This window comes from Sulfitobacter sp. DSM 110093, assembly GCF_022788715.1.
GTDB lineage: Bacteria > Pseudomonadota > Alphaproteobacteria > Rhodobacterales > Rhodobacteraceae > Sulfitobacter.
Genome location: NZ_CP085167.1, coordinates 1,525,596 through 1,546,208, shown reverse-complemented (window position 1 = coordinate 1,546,208; position 20,613 = coordinate 1,525,596). Strand labels below are relative to the sequence as shown.

The 20,613-nt window shown below is 57.8% G+C and carries 23 protein-coding genes and 1 tRNA gene; 7 read left to right on the top strand and 17 right to left on the bottom strand.

What is annotated here, in order from left to right:
- Nucleotides 1-27 precede the first annotated feature (27 nt).
- From DSM110093_RS07475 to DSM110093_RS07415, 13 genes are all read right to left on the bottom strand, one after another.
- Nucleotides 28-675: a CDP-alcohol phosphatidyltransferase family protein gene (locus DSM110093_RS07475; protein WP_243267462.1), complete on the bottom strand. Its 648-nt coding sequence runs from the start codon at nucleotides 673-675 to the stop codon at nucleotides 28-30.
- Nucleotides 668-1,078, bottom strand: a complete 411-nt coding sequence (locus DSM110093_RS07470) for a hypothetical protein (protein ID WP_243267460.1) — start codon at nucleotides 1,076-1,078, stop codon at nucleotides 668-670. The genes DSM110093_RS07475 and DSM110093_RS07470 overlap by 8 nt, the downstream gene beginning before the upstream one ends.
- Nucleotides 1,075-2,010, bottom strand: a complete 936-nt coding sequence (locus DSM110093_RS07465) for a phosphatidate cytidylyltransferase (protein ID WP_243267458.1) — start codon at nucleotides 2,008-2,010, stop codon at nucleotides 1,075-1,077. The genes DSM110093_RS07470 and DSM110093_RS07465 overlap by 4 nt, the downstream gene beginning before the upstream one ends.
- Before the next feature lies 1 nt (nucleotide 2,011).
- Nucleotides 2,012-2,644 (bottom strand): lysophospholipid acyltransferase family protein, encoded by a 633-nt coding sequence (locus DSM110093_RS07460; RefSeq protein WP_243267456.1) that lies wholly within the window; start codon nucleotides 2,642-2,644, stop codon nucleotides 2,012-2,014.
- A gap of 174 nt (nucleotides 2,645-2,818) precedes the next feature.
- Nucleotides 2,819-2,895 (bottom strand) — tRNA-Arg (locus DSM110093_RS07455).
- Nucleotides 2,896-2,969: 74 nt separating this feature from the next.
- Entirely contained in the window at nucleotides 2,970-4,190 is a 1,221-nt protein-coding gene (locus tag DSM110093_RS07450) for a cysteine desulfurase (RefSeq protein ID WP_243267455.1), read from the bottom strand.
- Between the two features lie 3 nt (nucleotides 4,191-4,193).
- Nucleotides 4,194-4,772, bottom strand: a complete 579-nt coding sequence (locus tag DSM110093_RS07445) for a YIP1 family protein (protein WP_243267454.1) — start codon at nucleotides 4,770-4,772, stop codon at nucleotides 4,194-4,196.
- A gap of 1 nt (nucleotide 4,773) precedes the next feature.
- A complete protein-coding gene (locus DSM110093_RS07440) occupies nucleotides 4,774-5,256 on the bottom strand; it encodes a YIP1 family protein (protein ID WP_243267453.1) in 483 nt (160 codons plus the stop codon).
- The gene (gene sufD / locus DSM110093_RS07435) at nucleotides 5,256-6,536 is read right to left on the bottom strand and encodes a Fe-S cluster assembly protein SufD (RefSeq protein ID WP_243267452.1); all 1,281 of its coding nucleotides are present in this window, start codon (nucleotides 6,534-6,536) and stop codon (nucleotides 5,256-5,258) included. The genes DSM110093_RS07440 and sufD overlap by 1 nt, the downstream gene beginning before the upstream one ends.
- Nucleotides 6,536-7,291: a Fe-S cluster assembly ATPase SufC gene (gene sufC / locus DSM110093_RS07430; protein ID WP_243267451.1), complete on the bottom strand. Its 756-nt coding sequence runs from the start codon at nucleotides 7,289-7,291 to the stop codon at nucleotides 6,536-6,538. The genes sufD and sufC overlap by 1 nt, the downstream gene beginning before the upstream one ends.
- 154 nt (nucleotides 7,292-7,445) lie before the next feature.
- Nucleotides 7,446-8,969 (bottom strand): Fe-S cluster assembly protein SufB, encoded by a 1,524-nt coding sequence (gene sufB / locus DSM110093_RS07425; protein WP_243267688.1) that lies wholly within the window; start codon nucleotides 8,967-8,969, stop codon nucleotides 7,446-7,448.
- A 36-nt stretch (nucleotides 8,970-9,005) separates the two neighbouring features.
- Entirely contained in the window at nucleotides 9,006-10,040 is a 1,035-nt protein-coding gene (locus DSM110093_RS07420; protein WP_243267687.1) for an aminotransferase class V-fold PLP-dependent enzyme, read from the bottom strand.
- A gap of 56 nt (nucleotides 10,041-10,096) precedes the next feature.
- Complete coding sequence (locus tag DSM110093_RS07415; protein ID WP_093926308.1) at nucleotides 10,097-10,558, bottom strand: Rrf2 family transcriptional regulator; 462 nt, start codon at nucleotides 10,556-10,558, stop codon at nucleotides 10,097-10,099.
- A 173-nt stretch (nucleotides 10,559-10,731) separates the two neighbouring features.
- Between DSM110093_RS07415 and DSM110093_RS07410 the strand changes: the two genes are divergently transcribed.
- From DSM110093_RS07410 to DSM110093_RS07395, 4 genes are all read left to right on the top strand, one after another.
- Nucleotides 10,732-11,385 carry an alpha/beta hydrolase gene (locus DSM110093_RS07410; RefSeq protein ID WP_093926309.1) on the top strand — a complete coding sequence of 218 codons (654 nt, stop codon included), beginning with the start codon at nucleotides 10,732-10,734 and terminating at the stop codon, nucleotides 11,383-11,385.
- A complete protein-coding gene (locus tag DSM110093_RS07405; protein ID WP_093926310.1) occupies nucleotides 11,385-11,621 on the top strand; it encodes a hypothetical protein in 237 nt (78 codons plus the stop codon). Before DSM110093_RS07410 ends, DSM110093_RS07405 begins: the two co-directional genes overlap by 1 nt.
- Nucleotides 11,618-12,202 (top strand): HD domain-containing protein, encoded by a 585-nt coding sequence (locus DSM110093_RS07400; protein ID WP_243267450.1) that lies wholly within the window; start codon nucleotides 11,618-11,620, stop codon nucleotides 12,200-12,202. Before DSM110093_RS07405 ends, DSM110093_RS07400 begins: the two co-directional genes overlap by 4 nt.
- A 96-nt stretch (nucleotides 12,203-12,298) precedes the next feature.
- On the top strand, nucleotides 12,299-13,513 hold the full coding sequence (locus DSM110093_RS07395; protein ID WP_243267449.1) for an NADP-dependent isocitrate dehydrogenase: 1,215 nt from the start codon (nucleotides 12,299-12,301) through the stop codon (nucleotides 13,511-13,513).
- Nucleotides 13,514-13,615: 102 nt separating this feature from the next.
- On the opposite strand, the gene DSM110093_RS07390 is transcribed toward DSM110093_RS07395, so the two are convergent.
- Nucleotides 13,616-13,822: a DUF6356 family protein gene (locus DSM110093_RS07390; RefSeq protein WP_243267448.1), complete on the bottom strand. Its 207-nt coding sequence runs from the start codon at nucleotides 13,820-13,822 to the stop codon at nucleotides 13,616-13,618.
- 115 nt (nucleotides 13,823-13,937) lie between these two features.
- Between DSM110093_RS07390 and DSM110093_RS07385 the strand changes: the two genes are divergently transcribed.
- The 3 genes from DSM110093_RS07385 (at nucleotide 13,938) to typA (ending at nucleotide 16,705) form a co-directional block, all read left to right on the top strand.
- Entirely contained in the window at nucleotides 13,938-14,396 is a 459-nt protein-coding gene (locus tag DSM110093_RS07385) for an Lrp/AsnC family transcriptional regulator (protein ID WP_243267447.1), read from the top strand.
- Nucleotides 14,397-14,411: 15 nt separating this feature from the next.
- On the top strand, nucleotides 14,412-14,741 hold the full coding sequence (locus DSM110093_RS07380) for a multidrug efflux SMR transporter (protein WP_093926315.1): 330 nt from the start codon (nucleotides 14,412-14,414) through the stop codon (nucleotides 14,739-14,741).
- 146 nt (nucleotides 14,742-14,887) lie between these two features.
- Nucleotides 14,888-16,705, top strand: a complete 1,818-nt coding sequence (gene typA / locus DSM110093_RS07375; RefSeq protein WP_243267445.1) for a translational GTPase TypA — start codon at nucleotides 14,888-14,890, stop codon at nucleotides 16,703-16,705.
- An 84-nt stretch (nucleotides 16,706-16,789) separates the two neighbouring features.
- On the opposite strand, the gene DSM110093_RS07370 is transcribed toward typA, so the two are convergent.
- The 3 genes from DSM110093_RS07370 to alaS form a co-directional block, all read right to left on the bottom strand.
- Nucleotides 16,790-17,515, bottom strand: coding sequence for a phosphatase PAP2 family protein (locus DSM110093_RS07370; RefSeq protein WP_243267444.1), 726 nt, complete (start codon nucleotides 17,513-17,515; stop codon nucleotides 16,790-16,792).
- Nucleotides 17,516-17,598: 83 nt separating this feature from the next.
- Nucleotides 17,599-17,886, bottom strand: a complete 288-nt coding sequence (locus DSM110093_RS07365) for a DUF1330 domain-containing protein (protein WP_243267442.1) — start codon at nucleotides 17,884-17,886, stop codon at nucleotides 17,599-17,601.
- 5 nt (nucleotides 17,887-17,891) lie between these two features.
- On the bottom strand, nucleotides 17,892-20,549 hold the full coding sequence (gene alaS, locus DSM110093_RS07360) for an alanine--tRNA ligase (RefSeq protein WP_243267440.1): 2,658 nt from the start codon (nucleotides 20,547-20,549) through the stop codon (nucleotides 17,892-17,894).
- Between the last annotated feature and the right edge of the window lie 64 nt (nucleotides 20,550-20,613).

Sequence of the window (20,613 nt, the reverse complement as noted above, 5' to 3'; positions counted from 1 at the left end):
GCTGGAATACCCGCTAGCCCATTCGCTTTACCCTCGTTTCAACAGGTCCGTTCGAATACGCGCGGCACGCCGTATGGCGGTCAGTGCAGCACCAATTGCAGCGATCCACAGCGCCCAAGTCAGGACCGCACCTGCCGCTGTGAACAGTGGTTCGAATACTGCCATTATCGCGGCGCCCGTCACCAATGCCATGCGCTGCGGTTTCGCCATTGGTCCTCTAAAGTCAGGTGCAAGGCCAATTCCGGCACCCAACTCGCGGGTATAAGCCGTCAACACTGACATCGCGCCTGCCGCCAGCCCCAGCGAAAGGTTTCCGACGCCCAAACCTACCCCTGTGAAGATCAGCAAGTCTGAAACGCGATCAGGAAATTCGTTCCAAAGCGGCCCGTCAGGCGCGCTTTTCCCCGCTTCGACCGCGACCATTCCATCAAACAGGTTACACAGCAGCCGTAACTGGCAGAAAAACGCACCAAGGATCAAAAATGCGCCGGCACCGTAAACACTGCCCACATGACCACTGGCTGCGAACGCGACACCTGCCACAAGTGCAGTCCCCATGCTGGCTTGGGATATAGCGTTGGGCGTCACCCCCTTGTTTGCAAGCCAAGCGGCACAGCCTGCGGCCCATTTCGTATCACGGCTGCTTAGGGGGCGGCGGTTTTTAAGGTTAATCATGGGCTTCTTTCGTGCTGATCTTTGGGTTTTCCCGGATCTGGCGCAGGATGTTGTACGTAAAGATATAGCTTAATGACACGCCAAGCGGCACGGCGATTGTCATCGCTATTTCCGGCGTACCGCTTAACCAATGGGTCACAACCAGCAATAGGGCCGAACCGCAAATTGCGACTAAGGGGGGCACCCAGTATCCAAGTCCGCGCGAGAGGCGCGGACGCATCCAGTCGACAGAGTTCTTCAGTCCGAATGTCAGCGCGCCCGAAATCAGACCCTGAACAAGCCCCGCGACAAGCATGGCGCGTATACCGTGCCCTGCGTTGGCAAAAACGGCCCTACCGCCCATCGCCAAGAAACCGACCGCCACATGCAGCGGTGTCGAGCCGATCAGACGCTGAATATTCAATGCAGATCCCAGTAAAACCGAACAATATGAAAGAAGATTGGCGCGGAAAAGATCACCGAATCCAACCGATCAATGAAGCCGCCATGCCCGGCGATAAGGTGGCCCCAATCCTTAACCCCACGGTCACGCTTGATCGCGGACATGACCAGCCCGCCGAAGAAACCCATCAATGTTATGACCAGCGACAGCGCAAATGCCTGCAGAACGGAAAACGGTGTGATCCAAAACAGAGCAGCACCCATTAGACTTGCGCTGATGACACCGCCAACCAGCCCTTCTAATGTCTTGGAAGGCGACAGGGTTGGCGCGATCTTGCGACGGCCCATTAGTTTACCCCAGACATATTGCAAAACGTCTGAAGACTGCACAACGACGATCAAGAAGAAAATCAGAAACAGGTTTTTTCCCTCATAGCCGGGAATATCCAAGCTTAGCAGCGCGGGTACATGGCTGACGCAGAAAACCGCGATCATCAGGGCCCATTGCGCTTCGGATACCCGGATCAGGAAGTTTCCAGACTGCCCGCGTAACGTCGATAAAATTGGCATCAACAAAAACGCATAAACTGGAATGAAGATCGAATAGAACCCATACCAGCCCATGCCAACAGATAGATATTGCAACGGAAGCACGATGAAAACGGCAGCGGCCAGCGCCCAATGATCCGCCGCGGCGGTGTTGGTCAGCGTGAGAAATTCCCGCAGTGCTGCGAACGAGCAGATGGCAAACAGGATAACTACCCCCGCCGTGCCAGCGAGGAATGCAATCGCCATAGTGGCAACCATTACCCACCACGCGTTGATCCGAGCCGTGAGGTTCTGGATTGTTAGGTTATCCGCTCCAGCCCGTCGTTTCAGGAGTTGAGCCGCCCCCGTCGCTATCAGTAGGACGGTCAGCACAAGGCCGAGCAGAATGATGAAATGTCCGTTCATATCAGCTATTTCCTTCAGGATTTAATGCGACGAGGGCGCTTTCAGCGCGCGCGAGGAAACTCGCCTTATCCTCACCAGCTTCCAGCCGCATAGCTGCGCCAAAGTTGACGGTGCAAATCAACGGAATTGGCACCAAAGCCCCCTTGGGCATGACACGATTTAGGTTTTCGATCCAAACCGGAACCATGTCGATTTCGGGGTTTGCCGTGGCAAGGTGAAATAAACCGGATTTAAACGGCAGCAGCGGAGACTGCCCGGTGTTGCGCGTACCTTCAGGAAATAGGATCAGACTATCACCGCCTTTAAGCGCGGCGCTCATCTGTGTCATCGGGTCGTCGGTGCGCGTCTCTGGATTACGGTCGATCAGGACGGCATTGAAAACATCCTTGCCGATGAATGATTTCAGCTTTGATGTCAGCCAGTAATCGGCCCCCGCCACAGGACGGGCACGAAGGCGCAAATCAGGTGGAAGGACGGTCCAAACCAACACAAAATCCCCATGGCTGTTGTGATTGGCAAAATAGATACGCTGTCCCTGCACCGGCTCGATACCGTCCCAAACTCCGCGAACGGCCGTCACGGCACGGGCAAAGCCAACGATGAGCGCAGCGGTGAAACGGGATGCTAGCCTCATAAGGTGTCTCCAAGCTGACGGCAGTTGCGCAAGGCCTGCAAGGCCCACACAGCGCTATTGCGAATTACGCCTACTGGACAAAACAAGAAGTATCTGACCGGCACAGTCACGTTAACGGGCTTGGGACCAAATTCCCAGTTCCTGCGAAACCAGCCTAAATATGATTGTGACTAATGGCGGACCCTAGAGGATTCGAACCTCTGGCCTCTGCCTTCGGAGGGCAGCGCTCTATCCAGCTGAGCTAAGGGTCCACTAAGGGGCGGTATAGCCAGAGCGGGCCGCCCCTGCAATGGGAAATCAGGGTTCAGGGGAAGCGAAAATCAGGTCAGGCGAAAAGATCATGCGCCAGTTCAAGCGCTTCGACCAGCGTGTCCACCTCAGCGCGGGTGTTGTACATGCCAAACGACGCGCGACAGGTGGCCGAGACGCCGAGATGTGTCATTAAAGGTGCCGCGCAATGGTGCCCTGCCCGCACGGCCACACCCTTCTTGTCCAACACCGTTGAGATGTCATGGGCATGGGCCGCCCCGTCGAGTGTGAAGCTAAAGATCGCAGCTTTATCCGGCGTGGTACCTTGCAAGTTAAGCCAATTCAAACCGCCAAGACGCGAGACCGCATAGTCGCGCAAATTATCCTCATGGGCGGCGATATTCTCCATCCCGTGATCCATCATGAAATCAAGCGCCACACCCAAACCAATGGTTGCAACAATGCCGGGCGTGCCTGCTTCGAACATCATTGGCGGATCATTATAGCTGATCGTGTCCTTGGTAACTTCGCGGATCATGTCACCGCCGCCGATGAAGGGACGCATTTCAGCCATACGCTCGGATTTGATGTAAATCGCACCGGAGCCGGAAGGGCCATAAAGCTTATGGCCAGTTACCGCGTAGAAATCACAACCGAGGTCTTGAACATCGACCGGCATGTGAACGGCCGCTTGCGAGCCGTCAACCAGCACCGGAACACCCTTTTCATGCGCTGCGGCGGTGATCGCCTTTACATCAACTTTGGTTCCTAAAACATTGGAAAGATGAGATATTGCAACCAATTTGGTCTTTGCGCCGATGGCATCAATCACTGCCTGCGGGTCCAATGCACCAGTGGCATCCACATCGACCCATTTCAGCACGACGCCTTGCCGTTCACGCAGAAAATGCCAAGGCACGATGTTGGCGTGGTGTTCCATCACCGACAGAACGATCTCATCACCGGCCTGCATGCGCGGCATGGCCCATCCATAGGCAACGGTGTTAATCCCCATCGTAGCGCCGGTATTCAATACAATCTCATCCTCAGACCCAGCATTTAGGAAACGAGCAACCGTACCGCGCACCCCCTCATACTTGTCTGTGGCTAGATTAGAAAGATAATGTAAGCCACGGTGAACATTAGAGTATTCCTGCGCATAGGCCTGCGTGATCGCGTCGATCACCACCTGTGGTTTCTGCGCGGAAGCACCATTATCCAGATAGACCAGCGGCTTGCCGTTCACCTGACGTGAAAGGATCGGAAACTGCGCCCGGACGGCTTCAACGTCGAACATGACTTAAACTCCTTGGGCGGTGAGCCCGATCAAAGACAGCAAGAGGCCGAGGCCCAACAGAACCCCAAGCGCGGCACCTGCCAGCACAGCGGCCGCATGAAAAAGCCCCGGCAACTGCAGCAGCTCGGCGACGAAATTAAGCAAGATCCAAAGGCCCCAGAATGTGACCACAAAAGAGGCCAGCAAAGCCAACGGCGGCAGGGCGACCGTTAGCAGCAAAATCCCCAACTGCGCACAAAGCCGCAGCGCCTGTAGCCAAACCACAGCGGCCAAGAGGGGTTCAATCGTACCCTGCCCGCCCATCGCGCGCCCAACCCACGACAATGCATGGACATAGAGCACCATCAGCCCTCCCAACAGCGCGAAGAGGACAAGTGGTGATTGAAAGTAACTGGGCAGAGCAATGGCAGGCGGCGCAATGGCGAACATGGCCGAGATCACCAGCGCATTGAGCGCCGCAACCAAGGCCAATGCTGTCCAGATGACCTCTCGGCTAAGTTGGAGGGCCGCGATCAGACCCGCCGCTGCGCGTGGGTTGCGCAGGGTGGTTTGCACAAGTGGGATCAAGGCTGCACTGTTCATCCTAGCCCCGCTGTGCCGCAAGCAGGCCCGAGACCCAGAACCAAAAGAACACAGCCAACCAAACCGCGCCCACGATCTGCGCTTGGACCCCCGGCCCGATGAAACCAAGCGCAAGGCCCAGCAGCAACAGGATTGGCGCAGAGGCCAGCAGCGACCAGACCAAGGTCAGCCGCACCGCGTAACCTGTGAGCTGTTGACCCGCGACACGGCTGATCACCCAAACCATTGCCGCAAATGCATAAAGCAACAGCGGCATCAAAAATATCCAGAAAAACGCGCTCCAATACTGCCGAACCGAAAGCGGCCCTTCAGGATCAAGATGCGCCGCCCGCGCTTGATAAGGCGACAGTGCCACGAAGATCAGCAGCCCCGCCATCAGCGCGAACATCAACACGCGCACCTCGTTACGGCCCTGCGCAAGCAGCCCCGACATCACTGTGCCGGGGCCGCGATAGGTCGCAACGATATCGCTGGTAACAGCCATCAGCTGCTACGACGCTCCAACCAAGAGCTGAGACGCCCATTGATCTCTTCGCGCAGGCCTTCGGCTTCGATTTCCTCAACCGCTTCGGCAAGGAAGGCGAGCGTCAAAAGATCGGTCGCTTCGGCATGAGACACACCGCGCGCGCGGAGGTAAAACAACGCCTCTTCGTCGATCGCGCCCGAGGTCGAGCCGTGCGAACAGGCGACATCATCGGCGTAGATCTCAAGCTCAGGCTTGGCAAGGAACTGGCTGTCACCATCCAGCAGCAGCGATTGGCTGATCTGATAACCATCCGTTTTCTGCGCGCCTTCTTTAACAAGGATCTTGCCTTGAAACACGCCCGTCGCCCCGTTGCGCAGCACCTTTTTATAGACCTGACGGCTTTCGCAATTCACCGCGTCATGGGTGATGAAGACCGTGTCGTCATGGTGAAAATCGCCATCACCAACACAGGCGCCTGCCACATGCGCCGACGCATCATCGCCCGTCAATTCGATCACGCATTCATTGCGCGTCATCGCGCCGTTAACGGTGACGGTAAAGCTTTTGAACAAGGACTCGGTGCCGAGACGGGTGAAGAGATGCGTCGCAGCGCGCCGTTCGTGGTCACGCCCTTGTGCGCGCACATGGTGGAAGCGCGCGGTATCGGCGACTTCGACTTCCAAAACGGTGTTGAAACGTGCCGCTGCGGGTCCGTTCTCCAACAGGGTCACTTCGGCCCCTTTGTCGAGCTTTACCACGTGGTGTAACATCGCATCAGAAGTTTCTGACTTATGGTGATAAACCAGATTGATCGGCTTGCTTGGCGTGCCTGTCACATGGATCAAAACACCATCACTGGCGTAGGCCGTGTTCAGTGCTGCAAGTGGGCGTGCGACTGGGGTCTGGCCGTTCTTTTCCAGCGTCCCATAGAGGTCACGCGCCCAATGCAGATCACTGTTCGCCGCCGCGAGCCGTTCAATGCTGACACCTTCGAGCGACAGATCGTCGGAGGCTTCGGCGTCGAAGACCCCATCCACAAAAACAATACGCAAACGCTCGGTATCATCGAACAGCGGCGCATCACCGTGATCAAAGATCGCAGCCGGAACAGGTTCGGCTTGTGTCAGCGTATCGGGGCGTGTGAACTTCCAATACTCATCACGGCGTTGTGGCAAGCCCATTGTGCGCACACGCGCCAGCGCGTCTTCACGCGCCGCCTGCGCCCAGCCACCCTGCGGCATATCGAGGGATGCGATCATCGCCTCGGTCGGGGTTTCTTGGAGTTTTGCTTCGGCCATTACGCCACCTCGGCGAGGATGTCGGCGTAACCGTTGTTTTCGACTTCAAGCGCAAGCTCAGGGCCACCGGTCTTGATGATGCGGCCATCGGACATGATGTGCACGACATCGGGTTTGATGTGGTCCAGAAGACGCTGATAGTGCGTGATCACAAGAAAACCACGGCCTTCGGTACGCAGTGCGTTGACGCCTTCGGCGACCAGCTTCATCGCGTCAACGTCAAGCCCGGAGTCGGTTTCGTCCAAGATGCACATCTTGGGCGCGAGCATCGCCATCTGAAGAATTTCGTTGCGCTTTTTCTCGCCGCCCGAGAAGCCCATGTTCACGGGGCGTTTCAGCATATCGGCGTCGATTTTCAGATCCTTCGCCTTCGCGCGGATTTCCTTAAGGAAGTCAGCCGCCGACATTTCCTCTTCGCCACGCGCTTTACGCTGTGCGTTTACGGCAGTCCGTAGGAAGGTCATGTTGCCAACACCGGGAATTTCGACCGGATATTGAAAGGCCAAAAACAGGCCAGCCGCGGCACGCTCTTCTGGCTCCAGATCAAGCAGATCATTGCCTTCCAGCGTTGCGGAACCGTCGGTCACCTCATAGCCGTCTTTGCCGGAAAGCACATAGCTCAGTGTCGATTTGCCCGAGCCGTTCGGCCCCATGATCGCATGCACCTTACCGGCTTCGACTTCCAAGTCGACGCCTTTGAGGATTTGCTTGTCCTCTTCTTCCAGTTTCACGTGCAGGTTTTTGATGCTCAGCATTTCGGTCTCCTTCTGGCGCGCGCTCGCGCCGCAATATCAATATTCTGTTTTCCAACAGGGGCTTACCCCTGCGTATTAAGTTATCACCGCCATCGGTAGACGCGCTGCGCTGCGGGACACTAGCCCTCAATGCTGCGCAACACGCCATGCCCGATCAGCCGACAGAGCCTTCCAGCGAGATCGCCACAAGCGCTTGGGCTTCCATGGCAAATTCCATCGGCAGCGCCTGTAGAACGTCCTTGCAGAAACCGTTCACCACCAGTGCCACGGCCTCTTCTTCGTCCATACCGCGCGAGCGGCAGTAGAACATCTGATCGTCATCTACCTTAGACGTGGTCGCCTCATGCTCCACCCGGCTGCTGTTATTCTTGACCTCGATGTAAGGCACAGTATGCGCCCCACATTCAGAGCCGATCAGCAAGCTGTCACACTGGGTATAGTTGCGCGATTCCTTGGCCTTAGGGTGCATCGACACCAAACCGCGATAGGTGTTCTGTGCCTTACCGGCAGAGATACCCTTGGACACAATGCGCGACTTGGTGCGTTTACCGAGGTGGACCATCTTGGTGCCGGTATCGGCCTGCTGCATGTTGTTCGCGATGGCAATGGAATAGAACTCGCCTTGGCTGTCGTCGCCGCGCAGGATGCAGGAGGGGTATTTCCAGGTCACGGCGGAGCCGGTTTCGACCTGCGTCCACATCACCTTGGCGCGGTCGCCGCGACAGTCGGCACGTTTGGTCACGAAGTTATAGATGCCGCCCTTGCCGTCTTCGTCACCGGGGTACCAGTTTTGAACGGTGGAATATTTCACCTCGGCGTCTTCTTCGATGATGATCTCAACCACAGCGGCGTGCAGCTGGCTCTCGTCACGCTGCGGTGCGGTGCACCCTTCAAGGTAGGACACGTAAGAGCCTTTGTCCGCGATGATCAAAGTCCGCTCGAACTGACCGGTGTTCTCGGCGTTGATGCGGAAATAGGTAGAGAGCTCCATCGGGCAGCGCACGCCCGGTGGGACATAAACGAAGGAGCCGTCGGAAAAGACCGCCGAGTTCAGCGTCGCATAGAAGTTGTCCGACACGGGCACGACCGATCCGAGGTACTTGCGCACCAATTCAGGATGCTCGCGGATTGCCTCAGAGATCGAGCAAAAGATCACGCCAGCCTTCTTCAGCTCTTCCTGAAAGGTCGTGCCGACAGAAACGGAATCGAACACCGCATCCACGGCCACCTTGCGGCCTTCTGCTGGCGCATCCTCAGCACCTTCAACACCGGCCAAGATCATCTGCTCTTTCAGCGGGATGCCAAGTTTCTTGTAGGTGTCCAAGAGCTTGGGATCGACGTCATCCAAAGACTTGGGTTTTTCCGCCATGCTTTTGGGGCGAGCATAGTAATACTGGTCCTGAAAATCGATCTCAGGGTAGTCGATCATCGCCCAATCGGGTTCTTTCTTGGTCAACCAACGATCATAAGCTGCCAGACGCCATTCGGTCATCCACTCCGGCTCTTCGTTCTTTTCCGAGATCAGCCGCACGATGTCTGGCGTCAGCCCTTTTGGGGCGTATTCCATTTCGATGTCGGTGGACCAACCGTATTTGTATTTGCCGCCGACTTCGCGCACGGCATCCACGGTTTCCTGGTCAACGCCTTCTTTGACGCCGTCATTCTCTTTGAGGGTCATATTATCCAAGGTTTCGGTTCCTTTCCGTGGCGGCGCTCAGGCGGCCCGCGTTTCGTGCTTTTTCATTTTTGCGGTCCAGCTTGTCGCGAACCGCAAGACATCTTCCCGGGTGGTTTGCAGGCCCAGCGACACCCGGATCGCGCTGGCGGCCTGTGTTTCATCAAAGCCCATGGCGCGCAATACGGCACTGGCGCGTACCTTGCCGCTGGAACAGGCCGATCCTGCGGAGATGGCAAAACCTGCAAGGTCCATCTGCATGACCTGCGTCTCACCTTTCCAGCCGGGCGAGATGATGCAGGAAGTGTTGGGCAGACGCGGCGCGTCTTTTCCTACAGAAGTAGTCAACTTTGAGGCGTCCGCAAGGGTCACTTCCAGCAAATCACGAAGCTGTGCCACCTCTTCCCAACGACCCGCAGCCACATCTGCCGCAGCCGCTTCTGCTGCCGCGCCAAAGCCTGCGATGCCGGGGATATTCTCGGTGCCCGAACGGCGGCCCATCTCTTGTCCACCGCCGCGCAATTGCGCAGCCACATCGATGCCCCGCTTGACGATCAGCGCACCTATGCCTTTCGGCCCGCCCAGTTTATGGGCAGAGACGAGGATGAAATCCGCGCCCGATGTGGCCATTTTGAACGAAGTTTTCCCAACCGCCTGCACCGCATCAACCAGCACATAAGGCGTGCTTTCCATCGCCCAACATTGTTGCGCCAGCGGCATGGTCTGTTGCAGCACACCCGTCTCGCTATTGGCGGCCTGAAGGGCCACCACATCGGCCCCTTCGGCAATGCTGAGATCACCGTCCCAGATGCCCTTGGCATCGACACCCAGTCGATCCGCCTGCCCCCACGACAGGACCGCGTCATGTTCTACTGCCGATGTGACCACCCGCGCGCCCAAAGAGGCGGCCAGTGCAGCCGCTTCGGTGGCACCAGAGGTAAAGATCACATCAACCGGATCGCAGCCCACCAACCCCGCCACCTGCGCGCGCGCACGCTCGACCATGGCTTTGGCCGCGCGGCCTTCGGCATGGACCGAAGACGGGTTGCCGGGCAGGTCCATCGCCGCGATCATTGCTACACGTGCTTCTGCCCGCAGCGGCGTGGTTGCGTTATGGTCGAGATAGGCTCTCACGTCTCATCCACCACGGCAAAGAGGGTCGGCACCGCAGGGCATGGGGCCAATTCATTCTCAACCACATCTGACAAACGCGTTTGATGCAGGAAAACATAGACATGCGCGCTCAACCCTTGCCAGAGGCGGTTGGTCAGTGATTGCGCACGGCTTCCCGACAAGCCACCAGAGGCGCCTGCCCCTTTGTGCATCGCGTCCACAGTCTCATCCACAGCGGCCAAAACATCGACCACCCGAATATCAACTGGCGAACGCGCCAAACGGTATCCTCCGCCGGGGCCGCGCACTGAGGTCACAAGTTCGGCGCGCCGCAGTTTGACGAACAATTGTTCCAGATAGGGCAAAGACACTGACTGCCGTTCGGCAATGTCACCCAGCGACACAAGCGACCCTTCGGGCTGCAACGCAATATCGGCCAAAGCGACCATGGCATAACGCCCTTTGGTAGATAGCTTCATCGTCTTACCCTCACTCGCCGTGCCATTTGATTGACGTGGGCGGCTTAAATGCCTAAGTCCAAAGACTGATCCACGCGACACTGCGCGGAACCAGATTTAGAACCGTTCTAAGGTGGCATAGCGAATTCGTCAACTATTCGCAGCGATCTTTGAACCCCCAGACAGGGACACCCATGCCCGAGGTTATTTTTCCCGGACCCGAAGGCCGCCTTGAAGGCCGCTACCACCCCCAAAAAGAACGTGACGCCCCGATTGCCATCGTGCTGCATCCGCACCCGCAGTTTGGCGGGACGATGAATCACAAGGTTGTCTATAACCTGCACTATGCGTTCTACAACATGGGTTTCACCGTATTGCGCTTTAACTTCCGTGGCGTAGGCCGCAGCCAAGGCGAATATGACCAAGGCATTGGCGAATTGTCGGATGCCGCCTCGGCGCTCGATTACCTGCAGTCGATGAACAACAACTCCAAGCATTGCTGGGTTGCTGGTTTTTCCTTCGGCGCATGGATCGGCATGCAACTGCTGATGCGCCGGCCCGAGATCACCGGCTTCATCTCGGTCTCGCCGCCCGCAAATATGTACGACTTTTCGTTCCTCGCGCCCTGCCCGGCCTCTGGTCTGGTCATCAACGGCACTGCCGACCGCGTGGCGCCGCCTGCGGACACGACCAATCTGGTCAGCAAGCTGCATGAGCAAAAGGGCATCACGATCACCCATCAGGAGGTCGAAGGCGCAGGTCACTTCTTCGAAGAGCCGCATATGGACACGTTGATCACCTCGACCAGCGACTATGTGAAACGCCGTCTGACGGAATCCACGCGCTGATGGCGGATGCAGTCGTTATTGAACTGGCCAACAAGCTTGCCGAGGAATGTCTCGCCGTGCAGGCCGAGACCGGTGAAGAACGGCTGTTTATGGAAGTCGGCGAGGTGCTTGGCGCCTCGTCGCAAACACTCGAAGAAGCCTTTCTGACGGCGATCCGCACGCGGATGGCCAACGACAAGGCCCGTGGCTTTCTCGCCCGCAAGTTACGCGAACATCGCGGCAAGGCCGGGGCATGACCGAACGGCTCGACCAGCAGATCGCCTTTCTGAACGAGGCCGATAAGCTCAAGACCATCCTGCGCGGCACCACTCTGTGCGATGCAAGCCGGGCGGAGAATTCTGCCGAACACTCATGGCACCTGGCTCTCTACGCGCTGGTGCTGGCCGATCAGGCCGGGCCTGAGGTGGACATCAACCGCGTCATCAAAATGCTGATCCTGCACGACCTTGTAGAGATCGATGCGGGCGACAATCCGATCTTTGGCGACTACGATGCCGCCGATATGGAAGCGCAGGAACAAATCGCCGCCGACCGCATCTTTGGCTTGCTACCCCCCGATCTGCGTGATGACCTGCGCGGGATTTGGGAGGAGTTTGAAGCCGCCGAAAGCCCCTCAGCTCGATTTGCCAAATCGCTCGATCGGTTCCAGCCGCCCATGCAGAATCTCGCCTCAGGCGGCGGCAGTTGGACCGACTACAACGTCTCAGAGGCGCAGATCGAAGAGAAGGTGGGCCGCAAGATCGCCATCGGCGCCCCTGCCCTCTGGGCCTACGCCCGCGCCCGTATCAGCAGCTTTTTTGCCGAGGCCGGCCCCTAAGCGCGACCTTCGGCATACCATGGTATACGATCTTCCTCTTTGGTCCCGGATAGGCTAAAGCACGGACAAATGCATCCCCAACCAAAGGAATTCGTCATGTCGAAGATTAAGGTAGAAAACCCCATCGTCGAACTCGACGGCGATGAGATGACCCGGATCATCTGGGATTTCATCAAGAAAAAGCTGATCACGCCCTATCTTGACGTTGACCTAAAGTATTACGACCTCGGCATGGAAGTCCGGGATGAGACCGACGATCAGATTACCGTCGACGCAGCCCATGCTATCCAAAAGTACGGCGTTGGCGTGAAATGCGCGACCATCACGCCCGATGAAGCGCGGGTTGAGGAATTTGGCCTCAAGCGCATGTACCGCAGCCCCAATGGCACGATCCGCAATATTCTGGGCGGCGTGATCTTCCGCGAGCCGATCATTTGCCGCAATGTGCCGCGCCTTGTGCCGGGCTGGACCCAGCCGATTGTCGTAGGCCGTCATGCCTTTGGCGACCAATACCGCGCCACCGATTTCCGTTTCCCCGGCAAGGGTAAGCTGACCATCAAGTTCGTTGGCGACGATGGCGAGACCATCGAGAAAGAGGTCTTCGACGCGCCCTCAGCTGGCGTCACCATGGCAATGTACAACCTCGACGATTCGATCCGTGATTTCGCTCGGGCATCCTTCAACTACGGTCTGAACCGCGGCTGGCCGGTGTATCTGTCGACCAAGAACACGATCCTGAAAGCCTATGACGGGCGCTTCAAGGACCTGTTCCAAGAGATCTTTGACGCAGAATTCGCCGAGGATTTCAAAAAGAAGAGCATCTGGTACGAACACCGTCTGATCGACGACATGGTCGCCTCAGCTATGAAATGGTCGGGCGGTTATGTCTGGGCCTGCAAGAACTACGACGGCGACGTGCAGTCCGACACCGTGGCGCAGGGCTTTGGCTCGCTCGGTCTGATGACCAGCCAGTTGATGACACCCGATGGGAAGATCGTGGAGGCCGAGGCCGCGCACGGTACCGTGACGCGCCACTACCGCCAGCACCAGAAGGGCGAGGAAACCTCGACCAACTCCATTGCGTCGATCTACGCATGGACCGGTGGGCTGAAGCACCGTGGCAAACTGGACGAGAACAGCGCCCTGATTCACTTTGCCGAAACGCTGGAAAAGGTCGTGGTGGACACGGTGGAATCGGGCTACATGACCAAAGACCTCGCGCTGTTGGTTGGCCCCGATCAAGGCTGGCTCACCACCATGGGTTTCCTTGAGAAAGTTGACGAGAACCTTAGCAAAGCGCTTCAGGGTTAAGCGTGTCGCAATGACAGATGATAAGGGCCGCAGCGATGCGGCCCTTATCTCGTTAAGTAGGAATAGCGAACCGGCCTAGAATCGCGCGGCAGCCAATTGCCTCTACTGCCCCCGGTTATGGGTCCGAGCGTAAAGCTTGGCGATAATGCCGCTCGCCGTTTTCTCAAACAAGCAGGGGATGAGCGCGTGCACCAACGCCGCCCCAGCCGCCGCGAACAGCAAACCTGAGAACTTCAGCGCAAATGCCATATGTTCAAAAAACGTCTCATCCACCTTTGCCGGATGGTCGAAAAAGATGCGTGCGATCATGGAAATCTCCTGTCATTGGCTTTCCACCAGCATAGACCAGCCGCCCTGTGACGTTTTCTCAATTCCTTGCAAAGATACGCTTGCCTATGGGAAAACTTCTCGCCAAATTGCTCATATGGCAACACTTGATGAGATAGACCGGAGCATTCTGGTAGAATTGCAACGCGACGCGGGCCAATCGCTAGAGGTACTTGGCGCGGCGGTAAACCTGTCGCGCAATGCCTGCTGGCGTCGCATTCGCGCGCTGGAAACGGCGGGTATCATCAAGGGGCGCGTGACATTACTTGACGCGGCCAAGCTTGGGCTTGGGCTTAGCGTCTTTATCCAAGTGCGCACCAACGCCCATGCGCCCGATTGGCTTGAGAAATTCTCCCGCGTTACACAATCCATGCCAGAGATCCTTGGCGTTTACCGTATGACCGGCGATCTTGATTATTTGATCCGGGCGAGGGTTGCGGATATGGCCGGTTACGATCAACTGTATCAAAATCTGATCCGCAAAGTTCCTCTCTCGGATGTCTCGGCCAGTTTCGTGATGGAAGAGATCAAGGAAACCACGCAACTTCCCCTTTGATAAAGGCGCGCCCCCATGCATTACCTGTGGCTGTTCATCGCGATCATCGCGGAAACCATCGGCACGACCGCGCTGCAAGCCTCGCAGCAGTTTACCCGGCTTTGGCCCTCGGTGGCGGTGGTCGTATTCTATCTCGTGTCGTTTTATTTCATGGCGCTGGCGCTAAAGGTCATGCCGGTTGGAATCGTCTATGCCATTTGGTCGGGCCTTGGCATCGTCTGCATCGCAGCGATTGGCTACTTACTTTTTGACCAACGGCTTGATGGTCCGGCCCTGCTCGGGCTGAGCTTCATCATCACCGGCATTCTGATAATTCATCTCTTTTCCGGCACCACCACCCATTAAAGTGGCAGGCGCGCAGCGATGGACCGCGCAAGCGGCATCCATCGGGCATTAGGGCTAGCAATTGCAGCCGGGGCGCGGTATGGGCGGCGCAATTATTCGCGCAGCTTCAGGCTGGCGCGCCACTCCCCTATCCAAAGGCTGACTTAATGGACCTGCGCAACATCGCAATTATCGCTCACGTCGACCACGGCAAAACGACGCTGGTGGACGAGCTTCTGAAACAATCCGGCACATATCGTGAAAACCAGGCGACCACCGAACGCGCCATGGACAGCAACGATCTTGAGCGCGAGCGCGGCATCACCATTTTCGCCAAGCCGACCTCGGTCGTCTGGAACAACACCCGCATCAACATCGTCGATACCCCCGGCCACGCCGACTTTGGTGGCGAAGTTGAGCGTATCCTGTCGATGGTCGACGGTGTGGTCCTGCTGGTCGACGCCGCCGAAGGCCCGATGCCGCAGACCAAATTCGTGACCTCCAAAGCGCTGAAACTGGGCCTGCGTCCGATCGTTGTGCTGAACAAAGTCGACAAGCCCGATGCCGAGCCTGACCGCGCGCTCGACGAATGCTTTGACCTTTTCGCCAGCTTGGATGCCACCGACGAACAGCTTGAATTCCCACATATGTATGCCTCGGGCCGTTCCGGCTGGGCGGATGCCGAACTCGACGGGCCGCGCAAAGACCTGAACGCGCTGTTTGATCTGATCCTTGAGCACGTCCCTGCCCCCAAGCAGATCGAGAACGCCGACAAACCCTTCACCATGCTGGCCACCACGCTTGGCGGTGACCCCTTCCTGGGCCGCTTGCTGACCGGCCGTGTGGAAACCGGCACCCTGAAGGCGGGTCAGACACTCAAAGCTATGTCGCGCGACGGCACTCTGATCGAGAACTTCCGCTGCACCAAGATCCTCGCGTTCCGCGGGCTGGAGCAGACCGCCATCGACGTGGCCGAAGCCGGCGACATCGTCTCTATCGCGGGCATGACCAAGGCGACCGTGGCCGACACGCTGGCCGATGCCTCCGTGAACGAGGCGATCCCGGCCCAGCCGATCGATCCGCCAACCATCACTGTGACCTTCGGCATCAACGACAGCCCGCTGGCTGGTCGTGACGGCAAAAAAGTACAGTCGCGCGTGATCCGCGAGCGCCTGATGAAAGAAGCCGAATCCAACGTCGCGATCAAAATCTCCGACACACCGGGCGGCGACGCTTTCGAAGTGGCTGGTCGTGGCGAATTGCAGATGGGCGTTCTGATTGAGAACATGCGCCGCGAGGGATTCGAGCTTTCGATCTCCCGCCCGCAGGTTCTGTTCCAAGAGATCGACGGTGTCCGGCATGAGCCCATCGAAGAAGCCACCATCGACGTGGATGACGAATACTCTGGCGCGGTCATCGAAAAGATCACCGGCACCCGCAAGGGTGAACTGGTCGAGATGAAACCAGCAGGTGCAGGCAAGACCCGCATCATCGCTCATGTCCCCTCGCGCGGGCTGATCGGCTACCACGGCGAATTCTTGACCGACACGCGCGGCACAGGCGTCATCAACCGCGTCTTCCACTCTTGGGCACCGCACAAAGGCACGATTCCGGGCCGCCGCGCGGGCGTTCTGATCTCCATGGAAAACGGCTCCTCGGTGGCCTTCGCCCTGTGGAACCTCGAAGAGCGTGGCAAGATGATGATCGGCGCGCAGGCTGACGTTTACACCGGCATGATCATCGGTGAACACAGCCGCGAAAACGATCTTGAAGTGAACCCGCTAAAGGGCAAAAAGCTGACCAACGTGCGCGCTTCGGGCACCGACGAAGCGGTACGTTTGACCACGCCGATGACGCTGAGCCTTGAAGAAGCCATCGCTTATATTGACGATGATGAGCTGGTCGAAGTGACGCCAAACGCCGTTCGCCTGCGCAAGCGCTACCTTGACCCGCATGAGCGTAAGCGGATGGCCAAAGCTGGCTAAGTCATTGCCATAATTTGAAAGGGGCAGCGCATCTTAGTGATGCGCTGCCCCTTTTTGTTTCCATGTCGTAGATTGGAACCTGAGCTATGCGTCGCTTGCTTCCTGTTCGATATGCCCCCGCTTTGCCAAACTCCGCGCGATAAGCAGGCACAGCACGGCCCAAGCCCCGCCAGCGAGCCAGCCGGCCGCCACATCCGTCGGCCAATGCACCCCCATATAAATCCGGCTCATCCCGACCAGAAGCGTCAGCAAAACGGCGACGGACAATGTATAGACCTTAAGCGCCCATCGCTTTTGCGCTCGCGCCACCATCGCCCCGAGGGTCAGATACGCCACTGCCGCCATCATCGAATGGCCCGAAGGAAAACTCGCTGTATGCACCAATGATCCATGCGGAACAAGATCAGGTCGAGGGCGGTCGAAGAATTCTTTGGCGATACTGCTTAGCACAATACCACCGCCCACGGTGGCAAGAATATAAACCATCGTCGACCAACGCCGATGTAACAAAAAGAACAGCGACACCACGACTGTAGTCAGCACAAGGACGGCCACCCCGCCCAACGCCGTCAAGTCGCGGCCGATCTCTTCGACCCACCACGGACCAATGGGATCAGAAAGGTCTCCGGGTGTGCGCAGGAACAATAGAATGTCGCGGTCGAGGTTGCTGGTACTGCCCTCGACAACTTCTTCGGTAAGCTCCGCTAAAATCCAAACCGCCCCGATGGAAAGGCTCATCAACGTCAGCGTTGTCACTTCCACGTGGCGGCGACACCAGCGGGCTAAGGCGGATATTCGGGTGAGGTTCATGTGGACCAACCTCAATTCCGGTGGAAGGTTCCCCAATCGGCGGCAAAGCGCCCCGCCTTTCACCAAGGCGGAGCTCCTTCAGATCATTCGTCAGTTTCGACGATCATCAACTCCCGCTCAGATGCGCCGCGTGCATGGCTCAATGCCGCTTGATAAGCATCTGAATGGTAACATTTTTCCGCCGTCTCGATATCGGGGAAACGGGCCACGACGTTGCGAGGCCGCTCTTTGCCTTCAAGCTGCACAAAACGTCCGCCGCGTGCGATAAACTTACCGCCGTGGGCAGCAATCGCTTCGGTCGCACCGACCGCGTATTTCTTATACGCCTCTTCGTCAGAGACGGTGACATGTGCAATCCAAAGTGCGCCCATGAGTCTTATCCTTTCAAGATATTTTCAGCGGCAGCGATCGCGGCCTCTGCATTCTCTGCCGATGCACCGCCGCCCTGTGCCATATCAGGACGGCCACCGCCGCCTTTACCGCCCAGTTCAGCCACTGCAGCCTTCACCATGTCGACCGCCGAAAGGCGATCTGTCAAATCTTTGGTAACGCCGCCTGCAACCGCTGCTTTGCCGCCAGTATCGGCAATCAACAGCACCGCGCCTGAACCAAGCTTGGCCTTATGTTCGTCCACCAGACCCGGCAAGTCTTTGCCCGTCACGCCGCTCAACACTTGGCCGACGAACCTCACACCATTTACTTCGCGTACTTCGGGTGCTGCCGCGCCGCCACCAGACATCGCCAATTCGCGGCGCAACTGGGCCACTTCGTTGGAGAGGCTGCGGCGTTCGTCAAGAAGCGCGCGGACACGATCAGGCACATCGCTTGTCGAGGTTTTCAACTCCGCTGCGACGCGGCTCAAGGCGGCCTCTTGCTCACGCAACCAAGCCAATGCTTCTGTACCAGTCAGCGCTTCAATCCGGCGGACGCCCGCACTGCTGGCACTATCGCCCAGTAGAACAAAAGCGCCGATATCGCCTGTCTGCCGCACATGGGTGCCGCCGCAAAGCTCAAGCGAATATGTTGATTTGTCGCTGCCCTTACCCGAGCCTTCAAGCTGCCCCATTGAGACAACCCGCACTTCATCGCCGTATTTCTCACCGAAAAGCGCCTGTGCGCCCATGCCACGGGCATCATCCGGGGTCATGATCCGCGTCTCAACCGGCGTGTTCTGGCGGATATAATCATTGACCTCGCGCTCGACCTGGCTCAGCTCTTCCTGCGTTAAGCCCTTGGCATGCGAAAAATCGAACCGCAGCCGGTCGTGCGCATTCAACGATCCACGCTGCGAAACATGGTCGCCAAGTGCGTTGCGCAATGCCTCATGCAGCAGGTGCGTGGCCGAGTGATTGGCCCGGATTGCGGTACGCCGCGCCGGGTCGACATTAAGAACCGCCGTCTGGCCGGGCTTCACTTCGCCTTCGACGACATGGCCGAAATGCACGAAAACGCCCGCCGATTTACGCGTGTCCGTTACATTGACGATGCCGCTTTGGGTGCGGATCACGCCAGTATCGCCAACCTGCCCGCCGCTTTCAGCGTAGAAAGGTGTTTGGTTCAGCGCGACTTGCACGTCGCTGCCGACGGCTGCGGATACGACTTTATCGCTGCCCTGTACCAAGGCGACGATCTGACCTTCCGCGCTTTCAGTGTCATAGCCCAAGAATTCAGTGGCGCCGCTCTTGTCAGCCACGTCAAACCAAACGGTCGCATCCGCCGCTTCGCCCGACCCGGCCCAAGCGGCGCGGGCTTTGGCCTTTTGTGCCTGCATCGCCGTGTCGAACCCATCGGTATCAACTGCACGCCCCTTTTCACGCAACGCGTCCTGCGTCAGGTCAAGTGGGAAGCCGTAGGTGTCATAAAGCTTAAACGCCGCCTCCCCCGGCAGGGTCGCCCCCTCTGGGAGAGAGCTCAACTCATCGTCCAACAGCTTCAAACCCCGGTCGAGCGTTTGGCGGAAACGGGTTTCCTCCAGCAACAACGTCTCACGGATAAGCGATTGTGCCTGACCCAATTCAGGGTAAGCCGCACCCATCTGCTGTACCAGCGACGGTACCAGTTGATGCATTAATGGGTCCTTAACGCCCAGCAAATGCGCGTGCCGCATGGCGCGGCGCATGATGCGGCGCAATACATAGCCGCGGCCCTCGTTCGAGGGCATAACCCCGTCGGCAATAAGGAAAGATGTCGAACGCAGGTGATCCGCAATCACCCGGTGGTGGGTCTTGCCCGGCCCGTCGGGGTCAGTCGAAGACGCATGCGCACTGGCCTCTATCAGGCTGCGCATCAGATCGGTGGCGTAGTTATCATTCGTGCCCTGCAGCAACGCCGCCACCCGCTCGATCCCCATGCCGGTGTCAATCGACTGGTTCGGCAACGGCTGACGCGTGCCGTCCTCGAACTGCTCGTATTGCATGAAAACAAGGTTCCAGATCTCGACAAATCGGTCACCATCTTCCTCCGGTGATCCGGGGGGGCCACCCCAAATATGGTCGCCGTGGTCGTAGAAAATTTCAGTACAGGGCCCACAGGGGCCGGTTGGGCCAGCCGACCAGAAATTATCGTCCGTGGCGATGCGGATAATGCGGTCGTCCGGTAGGCCGGTGTGGGCTTTCCAGATTTTCACCGCTTCTTCGTCCGTATGGTAAACTGTGACCAGCAGGCGGCTCGGGTCGATGCCGAATTCCTTGGTTAGCAAGTCCCAGGCAAAGGGGATCGCTTCGGATTTAAAGTAATCCCCGAAACTGAAGTTGCCCAACATCTCGAAGAACGTGTGGTGTCGTGCGGTATAACCTACATTGTCGAGATCGTTGTGTTTCCCGCCCGCACGCACACATTTCTGGGCCGACGTGGCGCGGCTATAATCCCGTGTTTCGACCCCGGTAAAGAGGTTCTTGAATTGCACCATACCGGCAGCGGTGAACATCAACGTTGGGTCATTGCGCGGCACCAGTGGGCTGGAGGGCACGATCTGATGCCCCTGCGCATCGAAATAATTCAGAAAAGTTGAGCGAATTTCATTCAGCGTCTTCATGGGCGAGGCCTTCCGGGGCAGATTGGGTCGGTCCCAAATACCCCTCAGCCCCGGCGCTGTCTAC

Excerpts from the sequence above, each read along its gene's own strand:
- DSM110093_RS07475 (WP_243267462.1), bottom strand. The coding sequence starts at position 675 with ATGATTAACCTTAAAAACCGCCGCCCCCTAAGCAGCCGTGATACGAAA.
- DSM110093_RS07465 (WP_243267458.1), bottom strand. The coding sequence starts at position 2,010 with ATGAACGGACATTTCATCATTCTGCTCGGCCTTGTGCTGACCGTCCTA.
- DSM110093_RS07460 (WP_243267456.1), bottom strand. The coding sequence starts at position 2,644 with ATGAGGCTAGCATCCCGTTTCACCGCTGCGCTCATCGTTGGCTTTGCC.
- DSM110093_RS07450 (WP_243267455.1), bottom strand. The coding sequence starts at position 4,190 with ATGTTCGACGTTGAAGCCGTCCGGGCGCAGTTTCCGATCCTTTCACGT.
- DSM110093_RS07445 (WP_243267454.1), bottom strand. The coding sequence starts at position 4,772 with ATGAACAGTGCAGCCTTGATCCCACTTGTGCAAACCACCCTGCGCAAC.
- DSM110093_RS07440 (WP_243267453.1), bottom strand. The coding sequence starts at position 5,256 with ATGGCTGTTACCAGCGATATCGTTGCGACCTATCGCGGCCCCGGCACA.
- sufD (WP_243267452.1), bottom strand. The coding sequence starts at position 6,536 with ATGGCCGAAGCAAAACTCCAAGAAACCCCGACCGAGGCGATGATCGCA.
- sufC (WP_243267451.1), bottom strand. The coding sequence starts at position 7,291 with ATGCTGAGCATCAAAAACCTGCACGTGAAACTGGAAGAAGAGGACAAG.
- sufB (WP_243267688.1), bottom strand. The coding sequence starts at position 8,969 with ATGACCCTCAAAGAGAATGACGGCGTCAAAGAAGGCGTTGACCAGGAA.
- DSM110093_RS07420 (WP_243267687.1), bottom strand. The coding sequence starts at position 10,040 with ATGATCGCGGCGATGGACCTGCCCGGCAACCCGTCTTCGGTCCATGCC.
- DSM110093_RS07415 (WP_093926308.1), bottom strand. The coding sequence starts at position 10,558 with ATGAAGCTATCTACCAAAGGGCGTTATGCCATGGTCGCTTTGGCCGAT.
- DSM110093_RS07410 (WP_093926309.1), top strand. The coding sequence starts at position 10,732 with ATGCCCGAGGTTATTTTTCCCGGACCCGAAGGCCGCCTTGAAGGCCGC.
- DSM110093_RS07405 (WP_093926310.1), top strand. The coding sequence starts at position 11,385 with ATGGCGGATGCAGTCGTTATTGAACTGGCCAACAAGCTTGCCGAGGAA.
- DSM110093_RS07400 (WP_243267450.1), top strand. The coding sequence starts at position 11,618 with ATGACCGAACGGCTCGACCAGCAGATCGCCTTTCTGAACGAGGCCGAT.
- DSM110093_RS07395 (WP_243267449.1), top strand. The coding sequence starts at position 12,299 with ATGTCGAAGATTAAGGTAGAAAACCCCATCGTCGAACTCGACGGCGAT.
- DSM110093_RS07390 (WP_243267448.1), bottom strand. The coding sequence starts at position 13,822 with ATGATCGCACGCATCTTTTTCGACCATCCGGCAAAGGTGGATGAGACG.
- DSM110093_RS07385 (WP_243267447.1), top strand. The coding sequence starts at position 13,938 with ATGGCAACACTTGATGAGATAGACCGGAGCATTCTGGTAGAATTGCAA.
- DSM110093_RS07380 (WP_093926315.1), top strand. The coding sequence starts at position 14,412 with ATGCATTACCTGTGGCTGTTCATCGCGATCATCGCGGAAACCATCGGC.
- typA (WP_243267445.1), top strand. The coding sequence starts at position 14,888 with ATGGACCTGCGCAACATCGCAATTATCGCTCACGTCGACCACGGCAAA.
- DSM110093_RS07370 (WP_243267444.1), bottom strand. The coding sequence starts at position 17,515 with ATGAACCTCACCCGAATATCCGCCTTAGCCCGCTGGTGTCGCCGCCAC.
- DSM110093_RS07365 (WP_243267442.1), bottom strand. The coding sequence starts at position 17,886 with ATGGGCGCACTTTGGATTGCACATGTCACCGTCTCTGACGAAGAGGCG.
- alaS (WP_243267440.1), bottom strand. The coding sequence starts at position 20,549 with ATGAAGACGCTGAATGAAATTCGCTCAACTTTTCTGAATTATTTCGAT.